At 58.1% G+C, this 19,187-nt stretch carries 21 protein-coding genes; 7 read left to right on the top strand and 14 right to left on the bottom strand.

The annotated features are described in order from the left end of the window. Positions 1 to 8: 8 nt before the first annotated feature. Both C5F52_RS21725 and C5F52_RS21720 read right to left on the bottom strand, forming a co-directional pair. Entirely contained in the window at positions 9 to 842 is an 834-nt protein-coding gene (locus C5F52_RS21725; protein WP_161499748.1) for a DUF2971 domain-containing protein, read from the bottom strand. 256 nt (positions 843 to 1,098) lie between these two features. Next, entirely contained in the window at positions 1,099 to 1,935 is an 837-nt protein-coding gene (locus C5F52_RS21720) for a hypothetical protein (protein ID WP_104800450.1), read from the bottom strand. 250 nt (positions 1,936 to 2,185) lie between these two features. Between C5F52_RS21720 and C5F52_RS21715 the strand changes: the two genes are divergently transcribed. Continuing rightward, positions 2,186 to 3,364 carry an ATP-binding protein gene (locus C5F52_RS21715; RefSeq protein WP_104800449.1) on the top strand — a complete coding sequence of 393 codons (1,179 nt, stop codon included), beginning with the start codon at positions 2,186 to 2,188 and terminating at the stop codon, positions 3,362 to 3,364. Here the strand turns inward: C5F52_RS21715 and C5F52_RS21710 are convergent. Beyond that, entirely contained in the window at positions 3,361 to 3,831 is a 471-nt protein-coding gene (locus C5F52_RS21710) for a peptidylprolyl isomerase (protein ID WP_104800448.1), read from the bottom strand. The two genes, C5F52_RS21715 and C5F52_RS21710, sit on opposite strands and share 4 nt — an antisense overlap. 77 nt (positions 3,832 to 3,908) lie before the next feature. On the opposite strand from C5F52_RS21710, the gene C5F52_RS21705 reads away from it, so the two are divergent. Both C5F52_RS21705 and C5F52_RS21700 read left to right on the top strand, forming a co-directional pair. Then, the gene (locus tag C5F52_RS21705; RefSeq protein ID WP_104800569.1) at positions 3,909 to 4,307 is read left to right on the top strand and encodes a glutaredoxin; all 399 of its coding nucleotides are present in this window, start codon (positions 3,909 to 3,911) and stop codon (positions 4,305 to 4,307) included. Between the two features lie 25 nt (positions 4,308 to 4,332). After that, positions 4,333 to 4,953, top strand: a complete 621-nt coding sequence (locus tag C5F52_RS21700) for a CYTH domain-containing protein (protein WP_161499747.1) — start codon at positions 4,333 to 4,335, stop codon at positions 4,951 to 4,953. Between the two features lie 3 nt (positions 4,954 to 4,956). On the opposite strand, the gene pyrF is transcribed toward C5F52_RS21700, so the two are convergent. Next, on the bottom strand, positions 4,957 to 5,799 hold the full coding sequence (gene pyrF / locus C5F52_RS21695) for an orotidine-5'-phosphate decarboxylase (protein WP_201747072.1): 843 nt from the start codon (positions 5,797 to 5,799) through the stop codon (positions 4,957 to 4,959). A gap of 23 nt (positions 5,800 to 5,822) precedes the next feature. Here pyrF and C5F52_RS21690 point away from each other — a divergent pair, with 23 nt between their 5' ends. Beyond that, positions 5,823 to 6,731 carry a DMT family transporter gene (locus tag C5F52_RS21690; protein ID WP_236657962.1) on the top strand — a complete coding sequence of 303 codons (909 nt, stop codon included), beginning with the start codon at positions 5,823 to 5,825 and terminating at the stop codon, positions 6,729 to 6,731. Here C5F52_RS21690 and C5F52_RS21685 read toward each other — a convergent pair. The 3 genes from C5F52_RS21685 to tsaB are packed head-to-tail and all read right to left on the bottom strand — an operon-like array spanning position 6,715 to position 8,990. Next, a complete protein-coding gene (locus tag C5F52_RS21685) occupies positions 6,715 to 7,659 on the bottom strand; it encodes a uracil-DNA glycosylase family protein (RefSeq protein ID WP_104800446.1) in 945 nt (314 codons plus the stop codon). The two genes, C5F52_RS21690 and C5F52_RS21685, sit on opposite strands and share 17 nt — an antisense overlap. A gap of 11 nt (positions 7,660 to 7,670) precedes the next feature. After that, positions 7,671 to 8,135, bottom strand: coding sequence for a ribosomal protein S18-alanine N-acetyltransferase (gene rimI, locus C5F52_RS21680; protein WP_104800445.1), 465 nt, complete (start codon positions 8,133 to 8,135; stop codon positions 7,671 to 7,673). 27 nt (positions 8,136 to 8,162) lie between these two features. Further along, positions 8,163 to 8,990 carry a tRNA (adenosine(37)-N6)-threonylcarbamoyltransferase complex dimerization subunit type 1 TsaB gene (tsaB, locus tag C5F52_RS21675; RefSeq protein WP_104800444.1) on the bottom strand — a complete coding sequence of 276 codons (828 nt, stop codon included), beginning with the start codon at positions 8,988 to 8,990 and terminating at the stop codon, positions 8,163 to 8,165. Positions 8,991 to 9,022: 32 nt separating this feature from the next. Here tsaB and dacB point away from each other — a divergent pair, with 32 nt between their 5' ends. Further along, positions 9,023 to 10,561 (top strand): D-alanyl-D-alanine carboxypeptidase/D-alanyl-D-alanine-endopeptidase, encoded by a 1,539-nt coding sequence (dacB, locus tag C5F52_RS21670; RefSeq protein ID WP_236657961.1) that lies wholly within the window; start codon positions 9,023 to 9,025, stop codon positions 10,559 to 10,561. A gap of 39 nt (positions 10,562 to 10,600) precedes the next feature. After that, positions 10,601 to 10,864, top strand: a complete 264-nt coding sequence (locus tag C5F52_RS21665; RefSeq protein ID WP_104800442.1) for a SemiSWEET transporter — start codon at positions 10,601 to 10,603, stop codon at positions 10,862 to 10,864. On the opposite strand, the gene C5F52_RS21660 is transcribed toward C5F52_RS21665, so the two are convergent. Genes C5F52_RS21660 through purE form a run of 4 tightly spaced genes read right to left on the bottom strand, consistent with a single transcriptional unit; the run spans position 10,861 to position 14,609 of the window. Then, positions 10,861 to 11,844, bottom strand: a complete 984-nt coding sequence (locus C5F52_RS21660; protein WP_146100137.1) for an SGNH/GDSL hydrolase family protein — start codon at positions 11,842 to 11,844, stop codon at positions 10,861 to 10,863. The two genes, C5F52_RS21665 and C5F52_RS21660, sit on opposite strands and share 4 nt — an antisense overlap. 30 nt (positions 11,845 to 11,874) lie before the next feature. Further along, positions 11,875 to 12,903, bottom strand: coding sequence for an L-threonylcarbamoyladenylate synthase (locus C5F52_RS21655; protein WP_104800440.1), 1,029 nt, complete (start codon positions 12,901 to 12,903; stop codon positions 11,875 to 11,877). Positions 12,904 to 12,921: 18 nt separating this feature from the next. Beyond that, positions 12,922 to 14,121, bottom strand: a complete 1,200-nt coding sequence (locus tag C5F52_RS21650) for a 5-(carboxyamino)imidazole ribonucleotide synthase (protein ID WP_104800439.1) — start codon at positions 14,119 to 14,121, stop codon at positions 12,922 to 12,924. Then, positions 14,118 to 14,609 (bottom strand): 5-(carboxyamino)imidazole ribonucleotide mutase, encoded by a 492-nt coding sequence (gene purE / locus C5F52_RS21645; protein ID WP_104800438.1) that lies wholly within the window; start codon positions 14,607 to 14,609, stop codon positions 14,118 to 14,120. The genes C5F52_RS21650 and purE overlap by 4 nt, the downstream gene beginning before the upstream one ends. 46 nt (positions 14,610 to 14,655) lie before the next feature. On the opposite strand from purE, the gene trxA reads away from it, so the two are divergent. Beyond that, entirely contained in the window at positions 14,656 to 15,612 is a 957-nt protein-coding gene (gene trxA / locus C5F52_RS21640; RefSeq protein ID WP_104800437.1) for a thioredoxin, read from the top strand. 4 nt (positions 15,613 to 15,616) lie between these two features. Here the strand turns inward: trxA and C5F52_RS21635 are convergent, their stop codons facing one another. From C5F52_RS21635 to pyk, 3 genes are all read right to left on the bottom strand, one after another. Further along, positions 15,617 to 16,522, bottom strand: a complete 906-nt coding sequence (locus tag C5F52_RS21635) for a phosphoribosylaminoimidazolesuccinocarboxamide synthase (protein ID WP_104800436.1) — start codon at positions 16,520 to 16,522, stop codon at positions 15,617 to 15,619. Between the two features lie 3 nt (positions 16,523 to 16,525). Continuing rightward, entirely contained in the window at positions 16,526 to 17,590 is a 1,065-nt protein-coding gene (fba, locus tag C5F52_RS21630; protein WP_104800435.1) for a class II fructose-bisphosphate aldolase, read from the bottom strand. 66 nt (positions 17,591 to 17,656) lie between these two features. Beyond that, positions 17,657 to 19,090 carry a pyruvate kinase gene (gene pyk, locus C5F52_RS21625; protein ID WP_104800434.1) on the bottom strand — a complete coding sequence of 478 codons (1,434 nt, stop codon included), beginning with the start codon at positions 19,088 to 19,090 and terminating at the stop codon, positions 17,657 to 17,659. Between the last annotated feature and the right edge of the window lie 97 nt (positions 19,091 to 19,187).

The following is a 19,187-nucleotide window of genomic DNA, read 5'->3' as shown; positions in this document are numbered from 1 at the left end:
CGTTCGAGTTAGGCATCCGCGTAACGCAGCTCGTACGACCCAGTGGCTTCTTGTGCGATAAACAGCTTTGCCTCCGGGTACTTTTCGTTTACCAGCCGCCGAACATGGTCTCGAAAACCCTGTTCGGACCGGCAACCGAGATATACAGCCTTAAGCTCGGAGGGCCTGATCGGCGAGAAGTCGTATTTGTCAGTCTTAGACAGGGGATACCAGACTCTCCACTCCTTCTCGTATGCCCAGTGCAGACTTTTCGTGCAGGCATATCGACGGTACAGTGCCCGAATGTCGAGTTTGCGGATGCCGACCATGTCATCCACAAACTCTTTCATGCTGAAGAAGGCAATAGGGCGCTCCACATAGTTGACGGGTACAGCCACTGACAGTGGGTTGTCTTCATCTGGGAGGGACCATAATTCGAAGACCGCGCCCGTGTGATCCTTCGCGTAGTGGGACCACATGAGTAGGTTGTCCCGGTCTTCGGAGACACAGAAGACCCTCATCTGTGGCAACTGGACTTCATGCCAATGTTTTTGATACTGGGCCTGCGTGTCACGGATGACTTCAAGGAGGTTCGCGAAAGACGGCTCTGTCATAAGCATCCAATGCTCCCGGTCGAAGCCGTGCGTTCTGAAGTGGCGCCGTGCCATCAGCACTACCTTTCCCCAGATATCTTGCGGATCGACTGGCGGCTCGTCACTGCTTGCAGCAAGTTCGCCGATCCGATCGACCACGGCTCTGTGCAACTGCTCAGGATCAAAGTCGAAGTGAAGGCCGGCCTGAATATCAAACGGATCGTTGAACAATAGCGGGGTGCTGTACCGGGCAACACCCGAGTTCAGCATCGCTAGCGCTCCGTCAGGTGAGCTGTACTTGTAGAAGGGTCGAAGACCTGGTGGCATAGTTGTCCGGATGCCTAACGTGAAGGTGACCGGCACGTTGCGGCGAGAGGCCGCACGGTGCACGATCTCCAATGGCACTGTGCGGCCTCTCGCCGCAACGTGTCCGAGTCGACCGACCTGTTAGACGTCAGCGCGCACAGCCCTCGTGAGACCTTCGATGCCGTTGCGAGATGCGCGTACACGGACGCCACGATCGCCCTCATGGCAGGGCCGGGAAGAAGACATGAGCAGAGCCAAGTCGCTGCATGTCGTCGGAGAGCTCCCGGCCAAGATAGCTGAAGTAAGCGGAGGGACGGCCAGGCTCACGAGGCCGACACAGCATGTACGGCTGAAAGCCAGAAGCATTCGCAATGCCAAGTTGCAGGTCACCTCCAATGGTCGGATGCGCATCTGCAGCTATATGCTCCTCTATGACGAATTTCGGCGCTCTCGACTGCGGACGCCCAGGCGTGCTGTCCTTTGAAAGAGCGTTGGCGATTTCCGCTTCCATATACGTGCTGTAATCACCAAGGTACACGAACTTGGTTTTCGAGAAGTCCGTCGTCACAGTAGAAGCGACCTCGTACTGGCCGGATGGGTTCTTGGTGGGTTGAAATTTGTAGACTCCCACCGCCCTCGCTACGGGACACCAGCCAAAGATTGCGATGCAAAAGTGTCCTTGTGGTCCGAGACTCACCTTTAGGTCGTCATAGGATGTGCGCAGGTATCGGTGAATGTAGTCGGCGACTTCAGCAAGCGACGGGGAGTAGTCGACATGTACATTTAGGCTGCTCAAGAGCGGCAGCAGAGACAAGTACACGTTCTGACCAACCAACGTACTTCCCGCGAAGGCGTAGCCGTACGAATGCACGGACGCCAGCTTTGAGAAGAAGCCTTGGGAGTCTGGCCTTCTGCAAACGACCTGGAGAGGCATGATCTTGGCGGCGTCTCCGATCAGCCGAAACTTGCCCGCTCTCGTAACGAAACTGTCCGCAGCCACCCACAGCGCGGGTCGATTGGGGTCTTCCTCATTCAGCCAAATTGCGATTGCGGTCATACCTGTAGGTCTAACTTAATTTATCCCGCAAAACCTGCGGTACAAAACCAGAGCCGTCGGATAAATCCTGCAGCCCTACCCTCTGCAAGTCGCTTGTAGACTGGGTTTCAAAGAAACCCGTCAATTTTTTGGCTTGTCCATCCAGTCAAGCCTGCGCATGCATTGCCGAAAATGTAATTCAAAAATATCTACTTTCGCCCAACCTCTCTGGATCATCATTGAAATTTTAAAGTCTCGCGTTAAAATTTCAATGATGATTCCACGCCAAACCCTCTCCCAACTGCAAGACAAGCTCCAGCAAGCCCCGGCTGTGGTGTTGCTCGGCCCGCGCCAAGTGGGCAAAACCACGCTCGCGCTAGAGGCGGCGCGCACGTGGCCGCAAGCCTCGGTGTACCTCGACCTCGAACGCCCTGCCGACCGCCTGAAACTGGACGATGCCGACGGCTTTTTGCGCATGCAGGGCGACAAGCTGGTCATCCTCGACGAGATTCACCGCTTGCCCGGTTTGTTTGAGGTGCTGCGCGGCATCATTGACGAGCGGCGCCGTGCGGGGCAACGCTTTGGGCAGTTTTTGTTGCTGGGCTCGGCCTCGCTGGACTTGATGCAGCAAAGCAGCGAAACGCTGGCGGGGCGGGTGTCTTACCTAGAGGTCACGCCCGTGAACGCGCAAGAGCTGCAAGGGCAAAGCCTCAGCACCGATGCGCTGTGGCTGCGCGGTGGCTTTCCAGACAGTTTGTTAGCCGCCAACGATGCGGCCAGCCTAGGCTGGCGCGAAGACTTTGTACGCAGCTATTTGCAACGCGATGTGCCCATGTTTGCGCCACGCCTGCCCGCCGAAACAGTGGGCCGCCTGTGGACCATGCTGGCCCACCAGCAAGGCGCCCTGTTGCAGCAAACTCGTTTGGCCAGTAGCTTGGGGCTGACCAGCCCGGCGATTGGTCGGTACATTGACTTGTTGGTAGACCTGCAATTGGTGCGGCGGCTGCGCCCTTGGAGCGGCAACGTGGGCAAGCGCTTGGTCAAAGCGCCCAAGGTGTTTGTGCGTGATAGCGGTTTGGTGCATGCGTTGCTGGGCTTACGCACACTCGACGACCTAGCCGGGCATCCCGTGTGCGGCCCCAGCTACGAAGGTTTTTGCATTGAAAACCTAATTACCGCCGCAGGCCCGCAATGCACGCCTTACGCCTACCGCACACACACGGGCGCAGAGATTGACCTGTTGTTTGAAAGAGCAGGTCGGCCATGGATGGCGATTGAAATCAAACGCAGTTCAGCGCCCGCATTGAGCAAAGGCTTTGGCGTGGCGTGTGACGACTTGGGCGTGTCGCAACGCTATGTGGTGTACCCAGGCGCTGAGCGTTTTGGCATGCGCCATCAAGCTACCGCGATAGGCTTGACCGATCTGATGGGCATACTCTGCGCCAGTTAATGCTGATGCCCATGCGTGCCATGCACATGGCGGTGGGCAATTTCTTCAGCCGTGGCGGCGCGCACATCCGTCACGGTGCAGCTGAAACGCAGTGCTTGGCCCGCCAACTCGTGGTTGCCGTCTAAGTGCACTTCGGGGCCTTTGATCTTCACCACGTTGAACACGCGTGGCTGGCCATCGTCGCCCGCGCCTTGCAACTGGCCGCCCACTTTCACGCCCGGTGGAAACTCCGCCTTAGGGATGACGCGCACCAATGATTCGTCACGCTCGCCAAAGGCATCTTCAGCACTCAAATCTAGCTTGACGGCGAAACCCACGGCTTGGCCATTGAGTGCGGCTTCGACCTTTGGAAAAATGTTTTCGTAGCCGCCGTGCAGATACGACAAATGCCCCGAGTCCAATGGCTTGCCTGCGGGTGAGGTGACTTGGTATTTGATGGTGACGGCCGTGTCTTGAATGATTTGCATGGCTAGGCTCTGAATGAAAAATGCCATTGTCTACGACCTCTGCGATGGCGCGTCATCAAGCCTTACCATTCACCCCCATGAAACCTGTCATCCGTGCCTTTTTCCAAACCCTGCGCCTTGTGCTGGGCCCAGTCATGCTGCTCAAAGAGCGCCTCACCCAACCTAAGGGCATGCAACGCGATGCTGCGGCTCAAGCGGCGGTTGATCTGCAATGCCAAAGCTTGGCGCTGTACCAGTTCAACACCTGTCCGTTTTGCATCAAGGTGCGCCAAGAAATGCGCCGCTTATCGCTGCCGATTGAAAAGCGCGATGCGCAACACAACGCGGCCAACCGTGAAGAACTTATGCAAAGCAGCGGCGCTACCAAAGTGCCTTGTTTGAAAATCACAGAAGCCAATGGCCAAACACGTTGGCTGCAAGACTCGAAGGCCATCGTGGCCTACTTGCGCGAGCGTTTCGGCACGTCAGCAGCCTGAACCTCTGCATCTGCTGGCACACCGCATGGAAACCGAACTCAAACTCAGCCTGCGCCAGCAAGATGTACCCGCGCTGCTGGCTCACCCGCTGCTGGCCGTGCCAGCAAAAGTGCAGCGCCTGCTCAACACCTACTTTGACACGCCGGCTTTGGATTTGAAGCAACGCCGTATGGCCGTGCGCGAGCGTTTGGCTGGCGAGCAATGGCTGCTGACCGTGAAGACCGCAGGCAAAAGTGAAAACGGTTTGTCACGCCGCCAAGAATGGGAAGCGCCCACCACGCCCGGCGCGTTGGACTTTGCGGCGCTGGTGGATGACGCTGACTTGGCAGCATCTTTGATAGCTTTGCGTGCTGAACTCAAACCCTTGTTTCGCACCGACTTTGAGCGTCACAGCTGGGTGTTGATGCATGACAGCGCCAGTATAGAAGTGGCACTGGACCAAGGCCACATCACTGTGCCGGGCACAACGTTGAGCGAAGGCATTTTGGAGTTGGAGCTTGAGCTGCTGAGTGGGCCAGAAGCAGCCCTGCATGCATTGGCGGATGCGCTGCGCCAAACGCCTAGAGGTGCAATTGCGCTCACGCCATGTGATGCGAGCAAGGCGCAGCGCGGATTGGCGCTTTTCGCGCAATCCGCTCAAAGCTAAAAGTTAAGCCGCTTTCGCCGCCTGCAAAGTCTCGCGCGTTTGCAAGGCCACGCGACGCGCAGCTTCTGCAAAGTCGTCACCCTTGGACGCATACAAAATCGCACGCGATGAGTTGACGATGATGGGGCCGGTGGTCGTGTCACCGCTCACACGCAAACCAGCTTTGACGGTAGCCACCGCATCACCACCTTGTGCGCCCACGCCTGGAATGAGCAAAGGCACTGAGGGTGCGAGTTCACGCACACGCTCGATCTCTTTGGGGTAAGTTGCGCCCACCACCAAACCCAATTGACCGTTGAGGTTCCAAGGGCCTTGTGCCAATTTGGCGATGTGTTCGTACATCAAGGGCTGGCCTTCGACAGATGCGAGGCGTTGGTTTTGCAGATCGTCACCGCCGGGGTTGGAGGTGCGGCACAACAAGAACGCGCCTTTGCCGTGGTACTTCAAATACGGGGCTACCGAGTCCCAGCCCATGAAGGGCGAGAGGGTCACGGCGTCTGCACCGTAGCGCTCGAAGGCTTCAATGGCGTATTGCTCGGCGGTGCTGCCGATGTCGCCGCGCTTGGCATCCAAGATGATCGGCACATGGGGCGCGACGCGGCGCATGTGCTCCATCAAACGCTCCAACTGCCCTTCGGCGCGGTGCGCAGCAAAGTAGGCAATTTGGGGTTTGAAGCTGTTCACCAGATCGGCGGTGGCATCGACGATGGCCGCACAAAAGTCGTAAATCTTGTTCGAGTCGCCCTTGATGCGGTCTGGGAACTTGGTCGGTTCTGGGTCAAGGCCCACGCAGAGCATGGAGTTGTTTTGGCGCTCTGCGCCCTTAAGCATGTCAAGGAAGGTCATGCGGTGATTTTAGAAGGCTTACCATGCACCCCATGTCAGCCCTGCCCAGCCTCACCCGCCGCCAACTTTGGACGCTCATCACACTCACCTTGGTGTGGGGCTTGAACTGGCCCATCATGAAGTTTGGCGTGACGGGTTTTCCACCGCTCACCTTTCGCAGCTTGTCGATGTTGATTGGCTTGCCGGTATTGGGCTTGGCGCTGGTGCTGATGAAAATTCCGTTTCGCATTCCGCGCAGCCACTGGCGCGAGTTGTTCACGCTGGCTGTGTTCAACATGTTTATCTGGCACGTGCTGGTGATCTTGGCTCTGCCCATGTTGTCGAGCGGGCGGGCGGCGATCTTGGGCTACACCATGCCCATCTTCTCGGCCATTTGGGGCGTGATTTGGTTCAACGCACCGCTGCGTGCGCGTCAATGGTTGGGCGTTGCTGCAGCGGGGATTGGCGTGTTGCTGCTGCTGTGGAATGAACTCAGCCACTTGTCGGGCCAACCCGTAGGTGTGCTGATGGTGTTGGTGGCTGCATCCACTTGGGCCTATGGCACGCAGCGCCTGCGCCACACACCGATGCCCGTGCCCACGCTGACCATCGCGTTTTGGATGACGAGCATGACCACGGTATTGCTGACAGTGCTGGCCTGTGTGTTTGAGCAAGACCGCTGGCAAATGCCCACCGAGAGCACGCAGTGGGCGATTCTTTACAACGCGCTGGGCGTGTTTGCGTTTGCGCAGGCCGCGTGGCTGACACTGGCACGTGGGCTGCCGCCTGTGGCATCTACTTTGAGCGTGATGTTCATTCCCGTGCTGGGCGTGTTCACAGGGGCGTGGCTATTGGGTGAAGTGCTGCACTGGCAAGACTGGACCGCCGTGGTGCTGATGGTGGTGGCCATTGCGTCAGTGCTGTGGCCAGCGAGGTCTACTCAGAACCCTTGAGGTGCGCCATGGCCAAACAAAGGTCGGCCCATACCTTGGACTTCTCAGGCAAGTTACGCAGCACATAGTTGGGGTGGTACGTCACCACTACCGGCACGCCTTGATACTGATACACGCGCCCACGCAGCTTGCCGTAAGGCGTGCCTTCTAGCTCGGGCACGCTGTCGCGCAACAAGGCTTGCACCGCAAAGCGGCCCATGGCCAAAATCATTTTGGGTTTGAGCATGGCCACTTGGCGCTCTAGGTAGGGCAGACACTGGGCCACTTCTTCGGGCTTGGGGTTGCGGTTGCCGGGTGGGCGGCACTTGAGCACGTTGGCGATGTAAACGCCGCCACCCTCTGCAGTGCGTTCACCAGTGCGAGAGAGCTTCATCGCGCCCAGCATGTTGTCGAGTAGCTTGCCGGCTTGGCCCACAAACGGCTCTCCTTGGCGATCTTCTTCTTCGCCCGGGGTTTCGCCCACGATGAGCCAATCCACTTGCGGCGTTTCGCCTTCGGGTGCAGGTGCGCCCACACCAAACACAGTGTTTTGACGCGAGCCGCACAAGGTGCAAGCTTGGCAGCCCGACACGGTGCTGTGCAAGGATGACCAATCCATTTGGTCAATGCCTTCGGGGCGTTGGATGATGATGGGTGCTGGTTCTGTCTTTGCCACTGGCGCGGGCATTTGTCGCGCTGCGGTTTCATAACCCGCTGCATTGGCAATGGCTTGTGTGGCCAACTCACTGGCAGCGGCAAAGCTGTGCGCTTCTTCTGCATGGGCTTGCATCACCACGTCAGCGGGTGCAGAAGCAGATGTGTCCACCACCAAGGTTTCCACGGCAGGCGCGCCCATGACGGCGGCCTCAGACATGGGCGACCACACGCGCACGCCCATCTCGGCCAGCATGGCGCGTTGGCGTTTGTCGAGGTGCAAGGTGTCGGTCATGGGTGAGTAGCTTACAGCTTGAGCGACATGACCACCGCGTGCTCGCGTTGGCCGTGGTCGGCGGGGTAATAGTTTTTGCGTTCGCCCACGCGGCGATAACCATAGCGCTCGTACACCTGCATGGCGCGGGTGTTACCCACGCGGACTTCTAGCCATAACCATTCGGCTTGGCGGCCACGTGCCCAGACTGACAAGGCATCAAGCATGAGCACGCCGTAGCCTTGAGCCTGAAACTCGGGCGCGACGGTGATGTTGAGCAAATGCACTTCTTCCACGCCCTCCATGGCCACAAAGTAACCAATCAAGGTGTCGCCGCCCATCAGCGCCAGCAACTGGTAGCCCGACTTGAGCGAGTCCGCAAAGTTGCCCCGCGTCCACGGGTGGGCGTAAGCGCTGTTTTCGATGCGCAGCACGTCGTCAAGCAGCGCTTCGGTCAGCGGCTCTAGGCGTACTTCGGGTTTCAAAACAGCACTCATGGCGTGGGTGGATGTGGCTATGAAAAGTTAGGGCGTGATTGTCGGTGAAGCAGTTTTATTGGCTTCGTTGGCTTGCGCGGCTTGTTCAGCTTGTTGCGCTTTGATTTGCATGCGCTCATCGGTGGTCTGCGCCACTTTGTCGCGGATGTAAAGCGGCAGCGCTTCTTCAGGAGGTACGGCAGCACCTGCGGCCCATGCAGCGGGAGCAAGGCGCAGCAGCGCGGCGGCGGCGGGCAAGGCCATCACTTGAACTGCCGTGAATGCGGTGGGCCAACGGCCTGCGTATACGGGCCACGCATTGCCTGCGGCAATGAAGCTGTCTTGCGCCCAATCAGCGGGCCAATGCAAAGATTCCGGGCCGTGCAGCTCGGGCGGCTGCACACATCGCCAAGTGCCTTGCATGAGGTTTGTGCCGTCTGCCGCATCGCTGGCGTTTGGCGTGAATTCGTACGCCGCCACATACACCTGCTCCATGCGCGCATCCATGACAGCCAGCACGCGCGTCACGGGTGCAGGGCCTGTTGAAGCATTGGCCGCACGGGCCTCTTCGGCCACAGCCAACAGAGTATCAATCGGCAACACGAGCAAGTCAGCGCCGAAAGCCAAACCCTGCGCCACCGAGCACGCCGTACGCAAGCCCGTGAACGCGCCCGGCCCACGGCCAAACACCACGGCTTGCAAATCGGTCAATGCCAAACCGGCCTCTTTCAAGAGCGCCAAGGTTTGCGGAATCATGTGCGTGGACGTGAGCGCACCGCCTGCGCTGGTGTGCGTCCATGTCTGCGTGCCGCTTGCGACCGCAAGAGAAAGGGTGTCGGTGCTGGTCTCTAAAGCCAGCCACTGGTTGGTGTGCATCCGCTGATTATCCCAGCCGTGATAATTTGCCTATGACTCGCTCGCATATGTCCACTTTGTCTCCGCTCACCCTCGGCATCAGCACCGCACGATGGGGCGTTGCGCACTGGCCTTTGGCGTATGCGCTCGCCTTGGCCCAAATGTTTGCCCTGATCTACGTTGCAACCTTGCCAGCACACGCAGCACCGCACTCCAAAGTCGTGCGCAGCGAGCCGCCCAAGCACACCGCAGGCGACATTGGCCAACTGCCACCCGAAGTGCAAGCCGCGCTGCAACGCGCCAAAGTGCCGAGCGACAACTTCCATGTCATGGTGATCGACACACACACGGGCAGCACGCCACGCCTAAGCCACCAAGCCCAAGAGCGCGTGAACCCTGCTTCGCTGATGAAGCTAGCCACCACCACCGCCGCACTCGACACCCTCGGCCCCGCCTTTGTGTGGCGCACGCCTGTGTATGTGGACGGCACTGTGCGCGACGGCGTGTTGCACGGCAATATCTACATCAAGGGCAGCGGCGACCCTCGCTTGGTGGTGGAGCGTTTGTGGCTGCTAATGCGCCGCATTCAAGGCTTGGGCATTCAAAAAATTCAGGGCGACATCGTGCTCGACCGCAGTGCATTTGATGTACCCGCACGTGACGCCGCCAGTTTTGATGGCGAACCTCTGCGCCCCTACAACGCCGCACCCGATGCGCTGCTGCTCAACTTCAAATCACTGCTGATTCAGTTTGTACCGGACCGTGCCGCCAATGTGGCGCGTGTGCAAATCGAACCACCACTGGCCGGTGTGCAATTCCCAGCCACCGTGCCATTGAGCAACGGCGACTGCAGCGACTACCGCAGCGCCTTGCGCGCCGATTGGAGCGACGCCACACGCATCCGCTTTGCCGGCAACTACCCCGCTGTGTGTGGCGAAAAAATGTGGCCCATCGCCTATGCCGCACCTCAGCAATTTGCACCCCGCGCCATCGCGGGCATGTGGCAACAACTCGGCGGACACCTCAGCGGCCAAGTGCGTGATGGCAGCATTCCCGGCAACTTGCAGCCTACCTTCAATATTGAATCGGCCACCTTGGCCGAGACCATCCGCGACATCAACAAGTACAGCAACAACGTGATGGCTCAGCATGTGTTCCTCACACTCAGCCAACAACAACGCGGCGTGGGCAGCTTTGATGCTTCACGCGATGTGATGCAGCGCTGGTGGCGCGAGCGCGTTGGCGGCGAAGTGCCCACCTTTGACAACGGCTCTGGCCTGAGCCGTGAAGAACGCATCAGTGCACAAGCCCTCGCACGCTTGCTACAAGTGGCATGGGCCTCGCCCCATATGTCTGAGCTGATGAGCTCGCTGCCCGTCACCGGCTTAGACGGCACGATGAAACGCAGCAAGGCACAAGCCAGTGCGCATTTAAAAACCGGCAGCTTGCGTGATGTGGCGGGCGTGGCTGGGTTTGTAGACACCGCTAGTGGCAAGCGTTTGGTGGTGGTGGCCATCCTGCACCACGCCAATGCGAATGCGGCCCGCCCTGCGCTTGACGCGATGATTGACTGGGCAGGTAAGCAGCCTTAACTAGCTTAGAAGAGCCGTCAACGATTTAGAAAGACCCGAATGAACTACACCGAATGGATCGGCTACGCCGCTGCCAGCCTCACCACTGCGAGCTTTGTGCCGCAAGCGTGGCTGACCTTCAAGACCCGCGACGTGAGCGGTATTTCGTTGGGGATGTACAGCGCGTTCACCCTTGGCATTGCGCTGTGGTTGGCCTACGGCTTGCTGATTGAAGCCTGGCCCGTGGTGATTGCCAACGTGATCACGCTGGTGTTGGCTGCCAGCATTTTGGCGATGCGCTTGCGCTTTGGGCGCAAGGCTTAAGGAGCCCAACCAAACGTCTGCATGGTGTAGATCATGCGATCCGCTAAGAATCTATTCGCCAAGGGTGTCAAGTTAATGTCGTCGGCGAAGACATAGGTTTGATAGCTCGTGGCAGTCAGCGGGCTTGTGGTGTTTAGACCCCCAAGCGCACAACCAGCCATCGCCGTATGCGCTGTACACACGGGCACGTAAAGACCTGTATCTGCCGTTAAAGCCATGCCACTCACGTTGATGATTCGGGTCGAGCCGTTGGTATCAAATTGGCCTGCAAAATTATTGAAATCACTGGAACGATCTAGCAAATACACAGGTTTTCTATCTTGTCTAAAGGCTGCATTTAATTTCGTCAAAAGTAAGAAATTAAAAGAATTCAAACCCGGCAGTGAGGACGTTGTGATGCTCAGCTGCTGGATGCCAGCCAAGGATTTATTTGCAGCCCATGGTGTTCGCGCCATGTTGATCACTGGCATCACAACAACATGCTCAGCACCTGCGGTCGTTAAACGTTGAATGGACGCAACGAGTGCACTGGCATTGCTGTCCATGCTGGTCACACCATTTCTATAAGCATCGTAAATGTCCCAGTTACCCACGGCGATGATGATCAAGTCTTTTTTTGCAACAGATCCGGCTGAGCTCAAAAACGCAGTGATTTGTGCATCCACATCAGCAACACGTGCATTAGCAGTTGCATAACTGAAACCGCCTGTTGCAGCCAAAGGGTTGGTCTGCACATTTTTTACAACGATGCCATATCGCGCAGCAATACGCCCCGCAATCGTGTTGTCCGTCTCTCCCGTTTGCACGGTGGAAAGACCAGCGCCGGCGCCATCGACGTAGTTAAAACCATCACCGAACGCAATCACGCGTGTCGCCACAAATGGATCGACCGTACTGCTGGCACCACCACACGCAGACAACAGGGTGGCGGCCATCACGGCGCACAAGGCTTTGAGGGTTCGGCTAAAAATTGGGTTCATCACAGGCTCTCTTTTGAGTACCACGTTAGTTTAACGAGTTGGCGTGGCGGCCCGCATCAAGCGGTCTCGCACGCCATCCCATTCGGGGGATAGGGGTGGGGTTTCGACCCAAATGTATGCGACGCCTTGGGTGTCAAAGCTGCGCAATTGGGCAAACAGTTGGTGGGCGCAGTCTTGTGCTGTTGCTGGCATGGCCTGGCATGCGAATTGATTCACATGGGTTGCAGGCACTTGCACGAAGCTGCGCGCCCACACGGCGACCGTTGGATGGGCGTTGTCATTGCTTGACACGGGTTCTCTGACATAAGCGTCTATTACTTTTTGCAAATCAACCGCCGACATCAACTGCACACGTGCCATTGGCGCGTAGTGAGATTCAAGGGTGCCTGAGGCGCGCGGCGCATCGGCATCCGGCGCAGTGGGTGTGATGACCGTCTCACCACACGCCTCGCTGAGTTGTTGCGGCGTAAGTACGCCTGGGCGCAGCAACACGGGCGCTGCGCGTGTGCAGTCGACGATGGTGGACTCAATGCCCACATCACATGAGCCGCCATCGATGATGAGCAAGCTATCGCCAAACTCACCCGCCACATGCGCGGCGGTGGTGGGGCTGACGCGACCAAACAAATTGGCGCTGGGTGCGGCAACGCCAAAGACACCCAAGGTTTCGGCACTTTGCAGCACGGCATGCGCTGTCGGGTGTGAAGGGCAGCGCAAGCCCACCGAGTTTTGCCCGCCAGCAGCCACAGCAGCCACCTCGGGTCGACGCGGCAAGATGAGCGTCAAAGGGCCGGGCCAAAAAGCATCGATGAGTTTTTGTGCAAAGTCAGGCACATGGCTGGCAAAGCGCTGCACACCTTGCGCGCTGGCCACGTGCACGATGAGCGGGTGGTTGGCGGGGCGGCCTTTGGCTTCAAAGATTTTGGCCACTGCGGCGTCGTTGCCAGCATCAGCGGCCAAGCCATACACAGTTTCTGTCGGCAAGCCCAACAACTCACCGCGCTGCAAAGCTTGCGCAGCGGCGGTGATGGATTGAGGAGACTGACCGTCAAGAATCATGGGGCAAGTGCGTCGTAGTTAAAACAGCGCGATACCAAGAACAGCTGCAGCTTGCAAAGCCATAGTTCGCGCGGCTTCTGGCGTTGGGGCCGTGATGTTGAGGTGGCCCATCTTGCGACCCACGCGCGCTTCGCTCTTGCCGTACAAGTGCAAATGCGTGCCAGGGAGCGCCAGCACTTTTTGCCATGCAGGTTCGGCCTGTAAAGAATTGGGTTCTGACCCCAATTTCTCTGACTTCGATGGCTTGAACCACAAATCACCCAGCAGATTGAGCATGACAGCAGGGCTGTGCAAGCGTGGCTGAGTCAAAGGCAAATCGGCCATGGTGCGCACTTGCAGTTCAAACTGCGACACGTCACACGCGTCTTGGCTGTAGTGGCCACTGTTGTGCGGGCGAGGAGCAATTTCGTTGACGACCAACGAACCATCAGCCAACACAAAAAACTCCACGCACAACACGCCCACGTAGTTCAACTCTTGCGCCACGGCTTTGGCGGCTGCGATGGCTTGGTTGGCTAAGGCTTCAGGCACGTTGCCAGCAAACACCTCGGTCACGGCCAAGATGCCGTCGCGGTGCAGGTTGCGTTGCACGGGCAAGTTCACCATCGCGCCATCGCGGCCACGCGCCACGATGACCGAGCATTCGCTAGCCAAGGGCAGCATTTTTTCTAACACGCATGGCACGCTTCCAAGCTTGGCCCAACCGGCGTTGAGCTCGTCACGCGTGGTCACACGCAACTGGCCTTTGCCGTCGTAGCCCATGCGGGAGGTTTTCAGGATTCCTGGCAGCAAGTTGTCAGTCACAGCGGCGAGTTGCGCTGCGGTGTCGATCACCGCATGTGGGGCCACTGGCACGCCGCATTTCACAAAGTGGGCCTTCTCACGCGCACGGTCTTGCGCTACGGCCACAGCAGACGCAGCGGGCGACACAGGCAATGTGGCAGCGAGTTGCGCCAGCGCGTCGGCGGGCACGTTTTCGAACTCGGTGGTGACCGCTTGGCACACAGCTGCGAGTTGCTTCAAGCCTGCGGGGTCCAAGTAGTCGGTGTGGATGTGGTGATGGCTCACCAAGCCTGCGGGGCTGTGCGCATCGGGGTCGAGCACCGCAGTGTTGTAGCCCATGCGCTGCGCCACATGCGCCCACATGCGGCCCAATTGGCCACCACCCAACACGCCCAAGGTGGAGCCGGGCAGCAAGGGTTTCAAAGTAATGCTCATAGGGGTGGCAACGTCATGTTGCGAGCCACTTCGGTTTGCGCCACACGGAAGGCTTGCAGCTTTTCAGCCAAGGCCGCATCGGTCGAGGCGAGCAAGGCCACCGCAAACAAAGCCGCATTGGCCGCACCTGCATTGCCAATGGCAAAGGTGGCCACCGGAATGCCTTTGGGCATTTGCACAATGCTGTGCAAGGAGTCCACGCCTTGCAAATGTTTGCTGGCCACCGGCACACCCAACACGGGCACGATGGTTTTGGCGGCAATCATGCCGGGCAAGTGGGCGGCACCGCCCGCACCTGCGATGATGGCGCGCAAGCCACGGCCTTTAGCGCTTTCAGCGTAGGCAAACATGTCATCGGGCATGCGGTGGGCTGAAACGACGCGGGTTTCAAAAGAGATGCCAAATTCTTGGAGAATCTGGGCTGCATGTTGCATGGTGTCCCAATCGGAATTGGAACCCATGACGACACCGACTTGGCACTGGGTCATGATGTGGCTGTGTGTGAGCAAAAACGAATTTTAAGACGGGACCCCCATGATTGATGTGACGATGGAAAATTTCGAGGCCGATGTGATTGGCGCCTCACAAACCACCCCTGTGCTGGTGGACTTCTGGGCCGACTGGTGTGGCCCCTGCAAATCGTTGGGCCCAGTCCTCGAAAAGCTAGAAGCTGACTACCAAGGCCGCTTCAAGCTGGTGAAAGTCAATGCGGACACGCAGCAAGAATTGGCTGGTGCCTTTGGCGTGAAGAGCCTGCCCACCTGCATCTTGCTCATGGGCGGCCGCCCTGTGGACGGGTTCATGGGTGCGTTGCCCTTGGCACAAGTGCGCGAATTCTTAGACAAGCATCTGCCGTCCGACAACGAAGTGGCTGCTCAAGCCGATGCACAAGAGGCCGAGCAACTCATCAACGCGGGTGATGCGCAAGCCGCCATCGCCAAACTGCAAGAAGCTTTGAGCCTCAACACCGCTGACGACGAAACCCGCTACAACTTGGTCAAGCTGCTGATTTCTGTGGGCGAGCTGGAAGAAGCGCAAGCGGCGCTGGCGCCTAAGCTGACCGAAATTCCACTGCAACTGCGCTTTGATGCGCTCAACTACTGGCTGCAAGCTTTGGTGTTTGTGTCGACCGACGAGCGCGCCGCTTGGACATTCGAGCAGGTCGAAGCCGCCATCGCCCAAAACAAACGCGATTTCGACACCCGCTTGGCCAAAGCCCGCGTGTTGATTGCCGCAGAATTGTTTGAAGCAGCGATGGATGAGCTGCTGGAAATCATCATGCGCGACAAGACGTGGAATAACGATGTAGCGCGCAAAACCTATGTGTCCATCTTGGAGCTGATGACACCACCCAAGCCCAAAACGGACGATGCCGCCTTCGGCAAATCCGCAGGCGGCATCGAGTTAACTGGCAAAGCTGCGGTGCAAGAAGACCCCGTGTTGGAGTTGATCTCTCGCTACCGCCGCAAGCTCAGCATGGCGCTGAACTGAGGTTTCAGTCCTTCAACCGATCCCAAGCCTCTTGGTACTTGGCGGCGGTTTGGGCAATCACCTCTTGCGGCAAATGCGGCGCAGGGGGTGACTTGCTCCAAGGCTTGCCTTGCACTTGGGCAGTTTCCAGCCAATCGCGCAAGAACTGCTTGTCGTAGCTCGGTGGGTTCACGCCGTCTTTGAAACTTTGCGCGTAGCTGTCCGCAGGCCAGTAGCGTGATGAATCAGGGGTGAGCACCTCGTCCATCAACACGAGGTCGTTGTTGGCATCCAAACCAAACTCAAACTTGGTGTCTGCAATGATGATGCCTTTGGCCGCTGCCACATCGCGCGCGGTTTCGTACAAGGCGATGCTGACGGTTTTGATCTTCTCGGCCAAACCGCCACCAATCATCTCGACCACTTGTTCGTAGGTGATGTTCTCGTCGTGGTCGCCCACAGCCGCTTTGGCGGCAGGCGTGAAGATGGGCTCTGGCAACTTGCTGGCGTTCTTCAAACCTTTGGGCAGCTTGACGCCGCATACGGCTTGGTTCTCTTGGTATTCCTGCCAGCCGCTGCCGGCCAAATAGCCGCGCACCACCGCTTCCACGGGAATGGGCTTCAAGCGTTTGACCAACATCGAGCGACCAATAACCTGACCCACTTCGTCCGCACTCACCACGCTCTCAGGCGCTTCGCCTGTCAGGTGGTTGGGGCAAATGTGGCCGAGCTTGCCAAACCAAAACAAAGCCATCTGGGTGAGCAATTCGCCCTTGCCTGGAATGGCTTCGCCCATGATGACGTCGAACGCGCTGATGCGGTCTGAGGCCACCATCAAAATGCGGTCGTCGCCCACGGCGTAGTTGTCGCGCACTTTGCCGCGTGCGAGCAAAGGCAAAGAAGTAAGCGCAGAGGTGTGCAGAGCTGTCATGTATTACTTCACCAACTGAGCGAGTTCGCCCTTGGCGTACTTGGCCGCCACCACAGAGAGGCTGTCGCCCTTTACCTTGCTGCCTTGGCCTTCGCAACCGAATTCCAAATAACGTTGTTTACAGATGTTCATCGCGGCTTCGCGGGCAGGCTTGAGCCATTCGCGGGCATCGAATTTTTCTGGATTCTCAAACATGAACTTGCGAGCCGCCGCCGTCATGGCCAAGCGGATGTCGGTATCTATGTTGACCTTGCGCACGCCGTGCTTGATGGCTTCTTGAATTTCAGACACGGGCACGCCGAATGTCGTTTTCATCTTGCCGCCGTACTGGTTGATGATGGCCAACAGGTCTTGCGGCACGCTGCTAGAGCCGTGCATGACCAAGTGGGTGTTGGGGATGCGCGCGTGAATTTCTTTGACGCGACTGATGGCCAAGATGTCGCCGGTGGGCTCGCGTGTGAACTTGTACGCGCCGTGGCTGGTGCCAATCGCAATCGCCAGGGCATCGAGCTGTGTGGCTTTGACAAACTGTGCGGCTTCTTCGGGGTCGGTCAACATTTGGCTGTGGTCGAGTTTGCCCACGGCGCCGATGCCGTCTTCTTCACCCGCTTCGCCCGTTTCTAAGTTACCCAAGCAACCCAACTCGCCTTCGACCGACACGCCCACTTTGTGCGCCATGGCCACCACTTGCTGGGTGACTTGCACGTTGTACTCAAAGCTAGAAGGCGTTTTGCCGTCTTCCATCAACGAGCCGTCCATCATGACGGAGCCAAAGCCAAGGTCAATCGCGCCTTGGCAAATCTTGGGCGAAGTGCCGTGGTCTTGATGCATGACCAAAGGAATGTGTGGGTAGGCTTCGGTGGCGGCTTGAATCAAATGCTTGATAAACGGCTCACCCGCGTATTTGCGTGCGCCAGCACTGGCTTGCAAAATGACTGGCGCGCCCACAGCGTCAGCAGCCATCATCACGGCTTGCACTTGTTCCAAGTTGTTGACGTTGAAAGCTGGAATGCCGTAACCGTGCTCTGCAGCGTGGTCCAGAAGTTCGCGCATCGATACGAGTGCCATGGGGAATCCTCAAAAATTAAAAACTTGTGTAACTGCTGACAATTTTAAAGGCCGCAGTTACCCCCATTAACGAACTTCGCAAATACGCAGCATGTTGGTGCCGCCAGGCGTGCCCATCGGGTCGCCACAGGTGATGGCGTACACATCGCCCGCATCCACGATGCCGCGCAGCTTCAAGTGCGCTTCAGCTTGCGCGAGAGCGGTATCGCGGTCAGCGCTGGTGTCCATCAACAAAGGGCGCACATTGCGGAACAAGGCCATGCGGCGTTGCGACGCCACCTTGGTGGTCACCGCATAAATAGGGATGTGAATGCGGTGGCGGCTCATCCACAGCGCGGTGGAGCCCGACTCGGTCAAGGCCACGATGGCTTTGGCGCCCAAGTGGTGTGCCGTGAAGAGCGCCCCCATGGCAATGGTTTGGTCAATGCGGTTGAAGGTTTGGCCTTTGAAATCAGCGTCCAGTTCTACGTCCTCGGCAGCCTCGGCGGCCTCGCAAATTTTGGACATTTCTTCCACGGTTTCCAGCGGGTACTTGCCTGCGGCAGTTTCGGCGCTGAGCATGACGGCATCTGTGCCGTCAATCACGGCGTTGGCCACATCACTCACCTCGGCGCGAGTGGGCACAGGGTTGGTGATCATGCTCTCCATCATTTGCGTGGCGGTGATCACCACCTTGTCGTGCTGACGTGCCAGCTTGATCATGCGTTTTTGCAGCGCAGGCACTGCTGCGTTGCCCACTTCTACCGCCAAGTCGCCTCGCGCCACCATGATGCCGTCGCTGGCACGCAAAATTTCGTCGAGCAGCGGGATGGCCTCAGCACGTTCAATCTTGGCTATCAAGCCCGGCTTGTGTTTGTACTCAGCGCCAGCCACGTTGGCCAGTTGGCGCGCCATTTCCATGTCTGTGGCGTTTTTGGGAAAGCTCACGGCAAGGTAGTCGGCTTGGAAGCTCATCGCGGTTTTGATGTCTTCCATGTCTTTGGCGGTCAACGCAGGCGCGGTCAAGCCGCCGCCTTGTTTGTTGATGCCTTTGTTGTTCGACAACTCGCCACCAATCTTCACTGTGGTGTGCACTTGTTCGCCGCGCACGGCTTCGACGGTCAACACAATCAAGCCATCGTTGAGCAACAGCAAATCGCCGGGCTTCACATCGCGTGGCAGCTCTTTGTAGTCAAGGCCCACGCCTTGCAAATCGCCGGGCTCGGTGCGTGAGGCATCGAGCACAAACTTCGCGCCGTTTTCCAGCATGACCTTGCCATCGACAAACTTGCCCACGCGGATTTTTGGGCCTTGCAGGTCGGCCATGATGGCCACTTCGCGGCCTGCACGGGCTGCGGCTTCGCGCACCAAACGGGCGCGATCGATGTGGTCTTGAGCTTTGCCGTGGCTGAAATTAAGGCGCACCACGTTGACGCCGGCGCGAATCATGGCTTCAAGCAATGCAGGGTCGCTGGAAGCTGGGCCTAAAGTAGCAACAATTTTGGTCGCGTGACGTGCCATATTCTTTGTCTCCGTATGTGTTTTGTTTGTTTCATTCTTGCACGCCTCAAGCGCCCCAGCGCATGGGGTTGCAGGGTTAAGGGCCTTAAGAACGAAT

The organism is Limnohabitans sp. TS-CS-82 (assembly GCF_002943475.1).
This window is presented reverse-complemented; position numbering and strand designations above follow the sequence as displayed.

Bases quoted from the DNA above. Each gene is read 5' to 3' on its own strand.
- C5F52_RS21725 (WP_161499748.1), bottom strand. From the start codon at position 842: ATGCTGAACTCGGGTGTTGCCCGGTACAGCACCCCGCTATTGTTCAAC.
- C5F52_RS21720 (WP_104800450.1), bottom strand. From the start codon at position 1,935: ATGACCGCAATCGCAATTTGGCTGAATGAGGAAGACCCCAATCGACCC.
- C5F52_RS21715 (WP_104800449.1), top strand. From the start codon at position 2,186: ATGATGATTCCACGCCAAACCCTCTCCCAACTGCAAGACAAGCTCCAG.
- C5F52_RS21710 (WP_104800448.1), bottom strand. From the start codon at position 3,831: ATGCAAATCATTCAAGACACGGCCGTCACCATCAAATACCAAGTCACC.
- C5F52_RS21705 (WP_104800569.1), top strand. From the start codon at position 3,909: ATGAAACCTGTCATCCGTGCCTTTTTCCAAACCCTGCGCCTTGTGCTG.
- C5F52_RS21700 (WP_161499747.1), top strand. From the start codon at position 4,333: ATGGAAACCGAACTCAAACTCAGCCTGCGCCAGCAAGATGTACCCGCG.
- pyrF (WP_201747072.1), bottom strand. From the start codon at position 5,799: ATGACCTTCCTTGACATGCTTAAGGGCGCAGAGCGCCAAAACAACTCC.
- C5F52_RS21690 (WP_236657962.1), top strand. From the start codon at position 5,823: ATGCACCCCATGTCAGCCCTGCCCAGCCTCACCCGCCGCCAACTTTGG.
- C5F52_RS21685 (WP_104800446.1), bottom strand. From the start codon at position 7,659: ATGACCGACACCTTGCACCTCGACAAACGCCAACGCGCCATGCTGGCC.
- rimI (WP_104800445.1), bottom strand. From the start codon at position 8,135: ATGAGTGCTGTTTTGAAACCCGAAGTACGCCTAGAGCCGCTGACCGAA.
- tsaB (WP_104800444.1), bottom strand. From the start codon at position 8,990: ATGCACACCAACCAGTGGCTGGCTTTAGAGACCAGCACCGACACCCTT.
- dacB (WP_236657961.1), top strand. From the start codon at position 9,023: ATGACTCGCTCGCATATGTCCACTTTGTCTCCGCTCACCCTCGGCATC.
- C5F52_RS21665 (WP_104800442.1), top strand. From the start codon at position 10,601: ATGAACTACACCGAATGGATCGGCTACGCCGCTGCCAGCCTCACCACT.
- C5F52_RS21660 (WP_146100137.1), bottom strand. From the start codon at position 11,844: ATGAACCCAATTTTTAGCCGAACCCTCAAAGCCTTGTGCGCCGTGATG.
- C5F52_RS21655 (WP_104800440.1), bottom strand. From the start codon at position 12,903: ATGATTCTTGACGGTCAGTCTCCTCAATCCATCACCGCCGCTGCGCAA.
- C5F52_RS21650 (WP_104800439.1), bottom strand. From the start codon at position 14,121: ATGAGCATTACTTTGAAACCCTTGCTGCCCGGCTCCACCTTGGGCGTG.
- purE (WP_104800438.1), bottom strand. From the start codon at position 14,609: ATGACCCAGTGCCAAGTCGGTGTCGTCATGGGTTCCAATTCCGATTGG.
- trxA (WP_104800437.1), top strand. From the start codon at position 14,656: ATGATTGATGTGACGATGGAAAATTTCGAGGCCGATGTGATTGGCGCC.
- C5F52_RS21635 (WP_104800436.1), bottom strand. From the start codon at position 16,522: ATGACAGCTCTGCACACCTCTGCGCTTACTTCTTTGCCTTTGCTCGCA.
- fba (WP_104800435.1), bottom strand. From the start codon at position 17,590: ATGGCACTCGTATCGATGCGCGAACTTCTGGACCACGCTGCAGAGCAC.
- pyk (WP_104800434.1), bottom strand. From the start codon at position 19,090: ATGGCACGTCACGCGACCAAAATTGTTGCTACTTTAGGCCCAGCTTCC.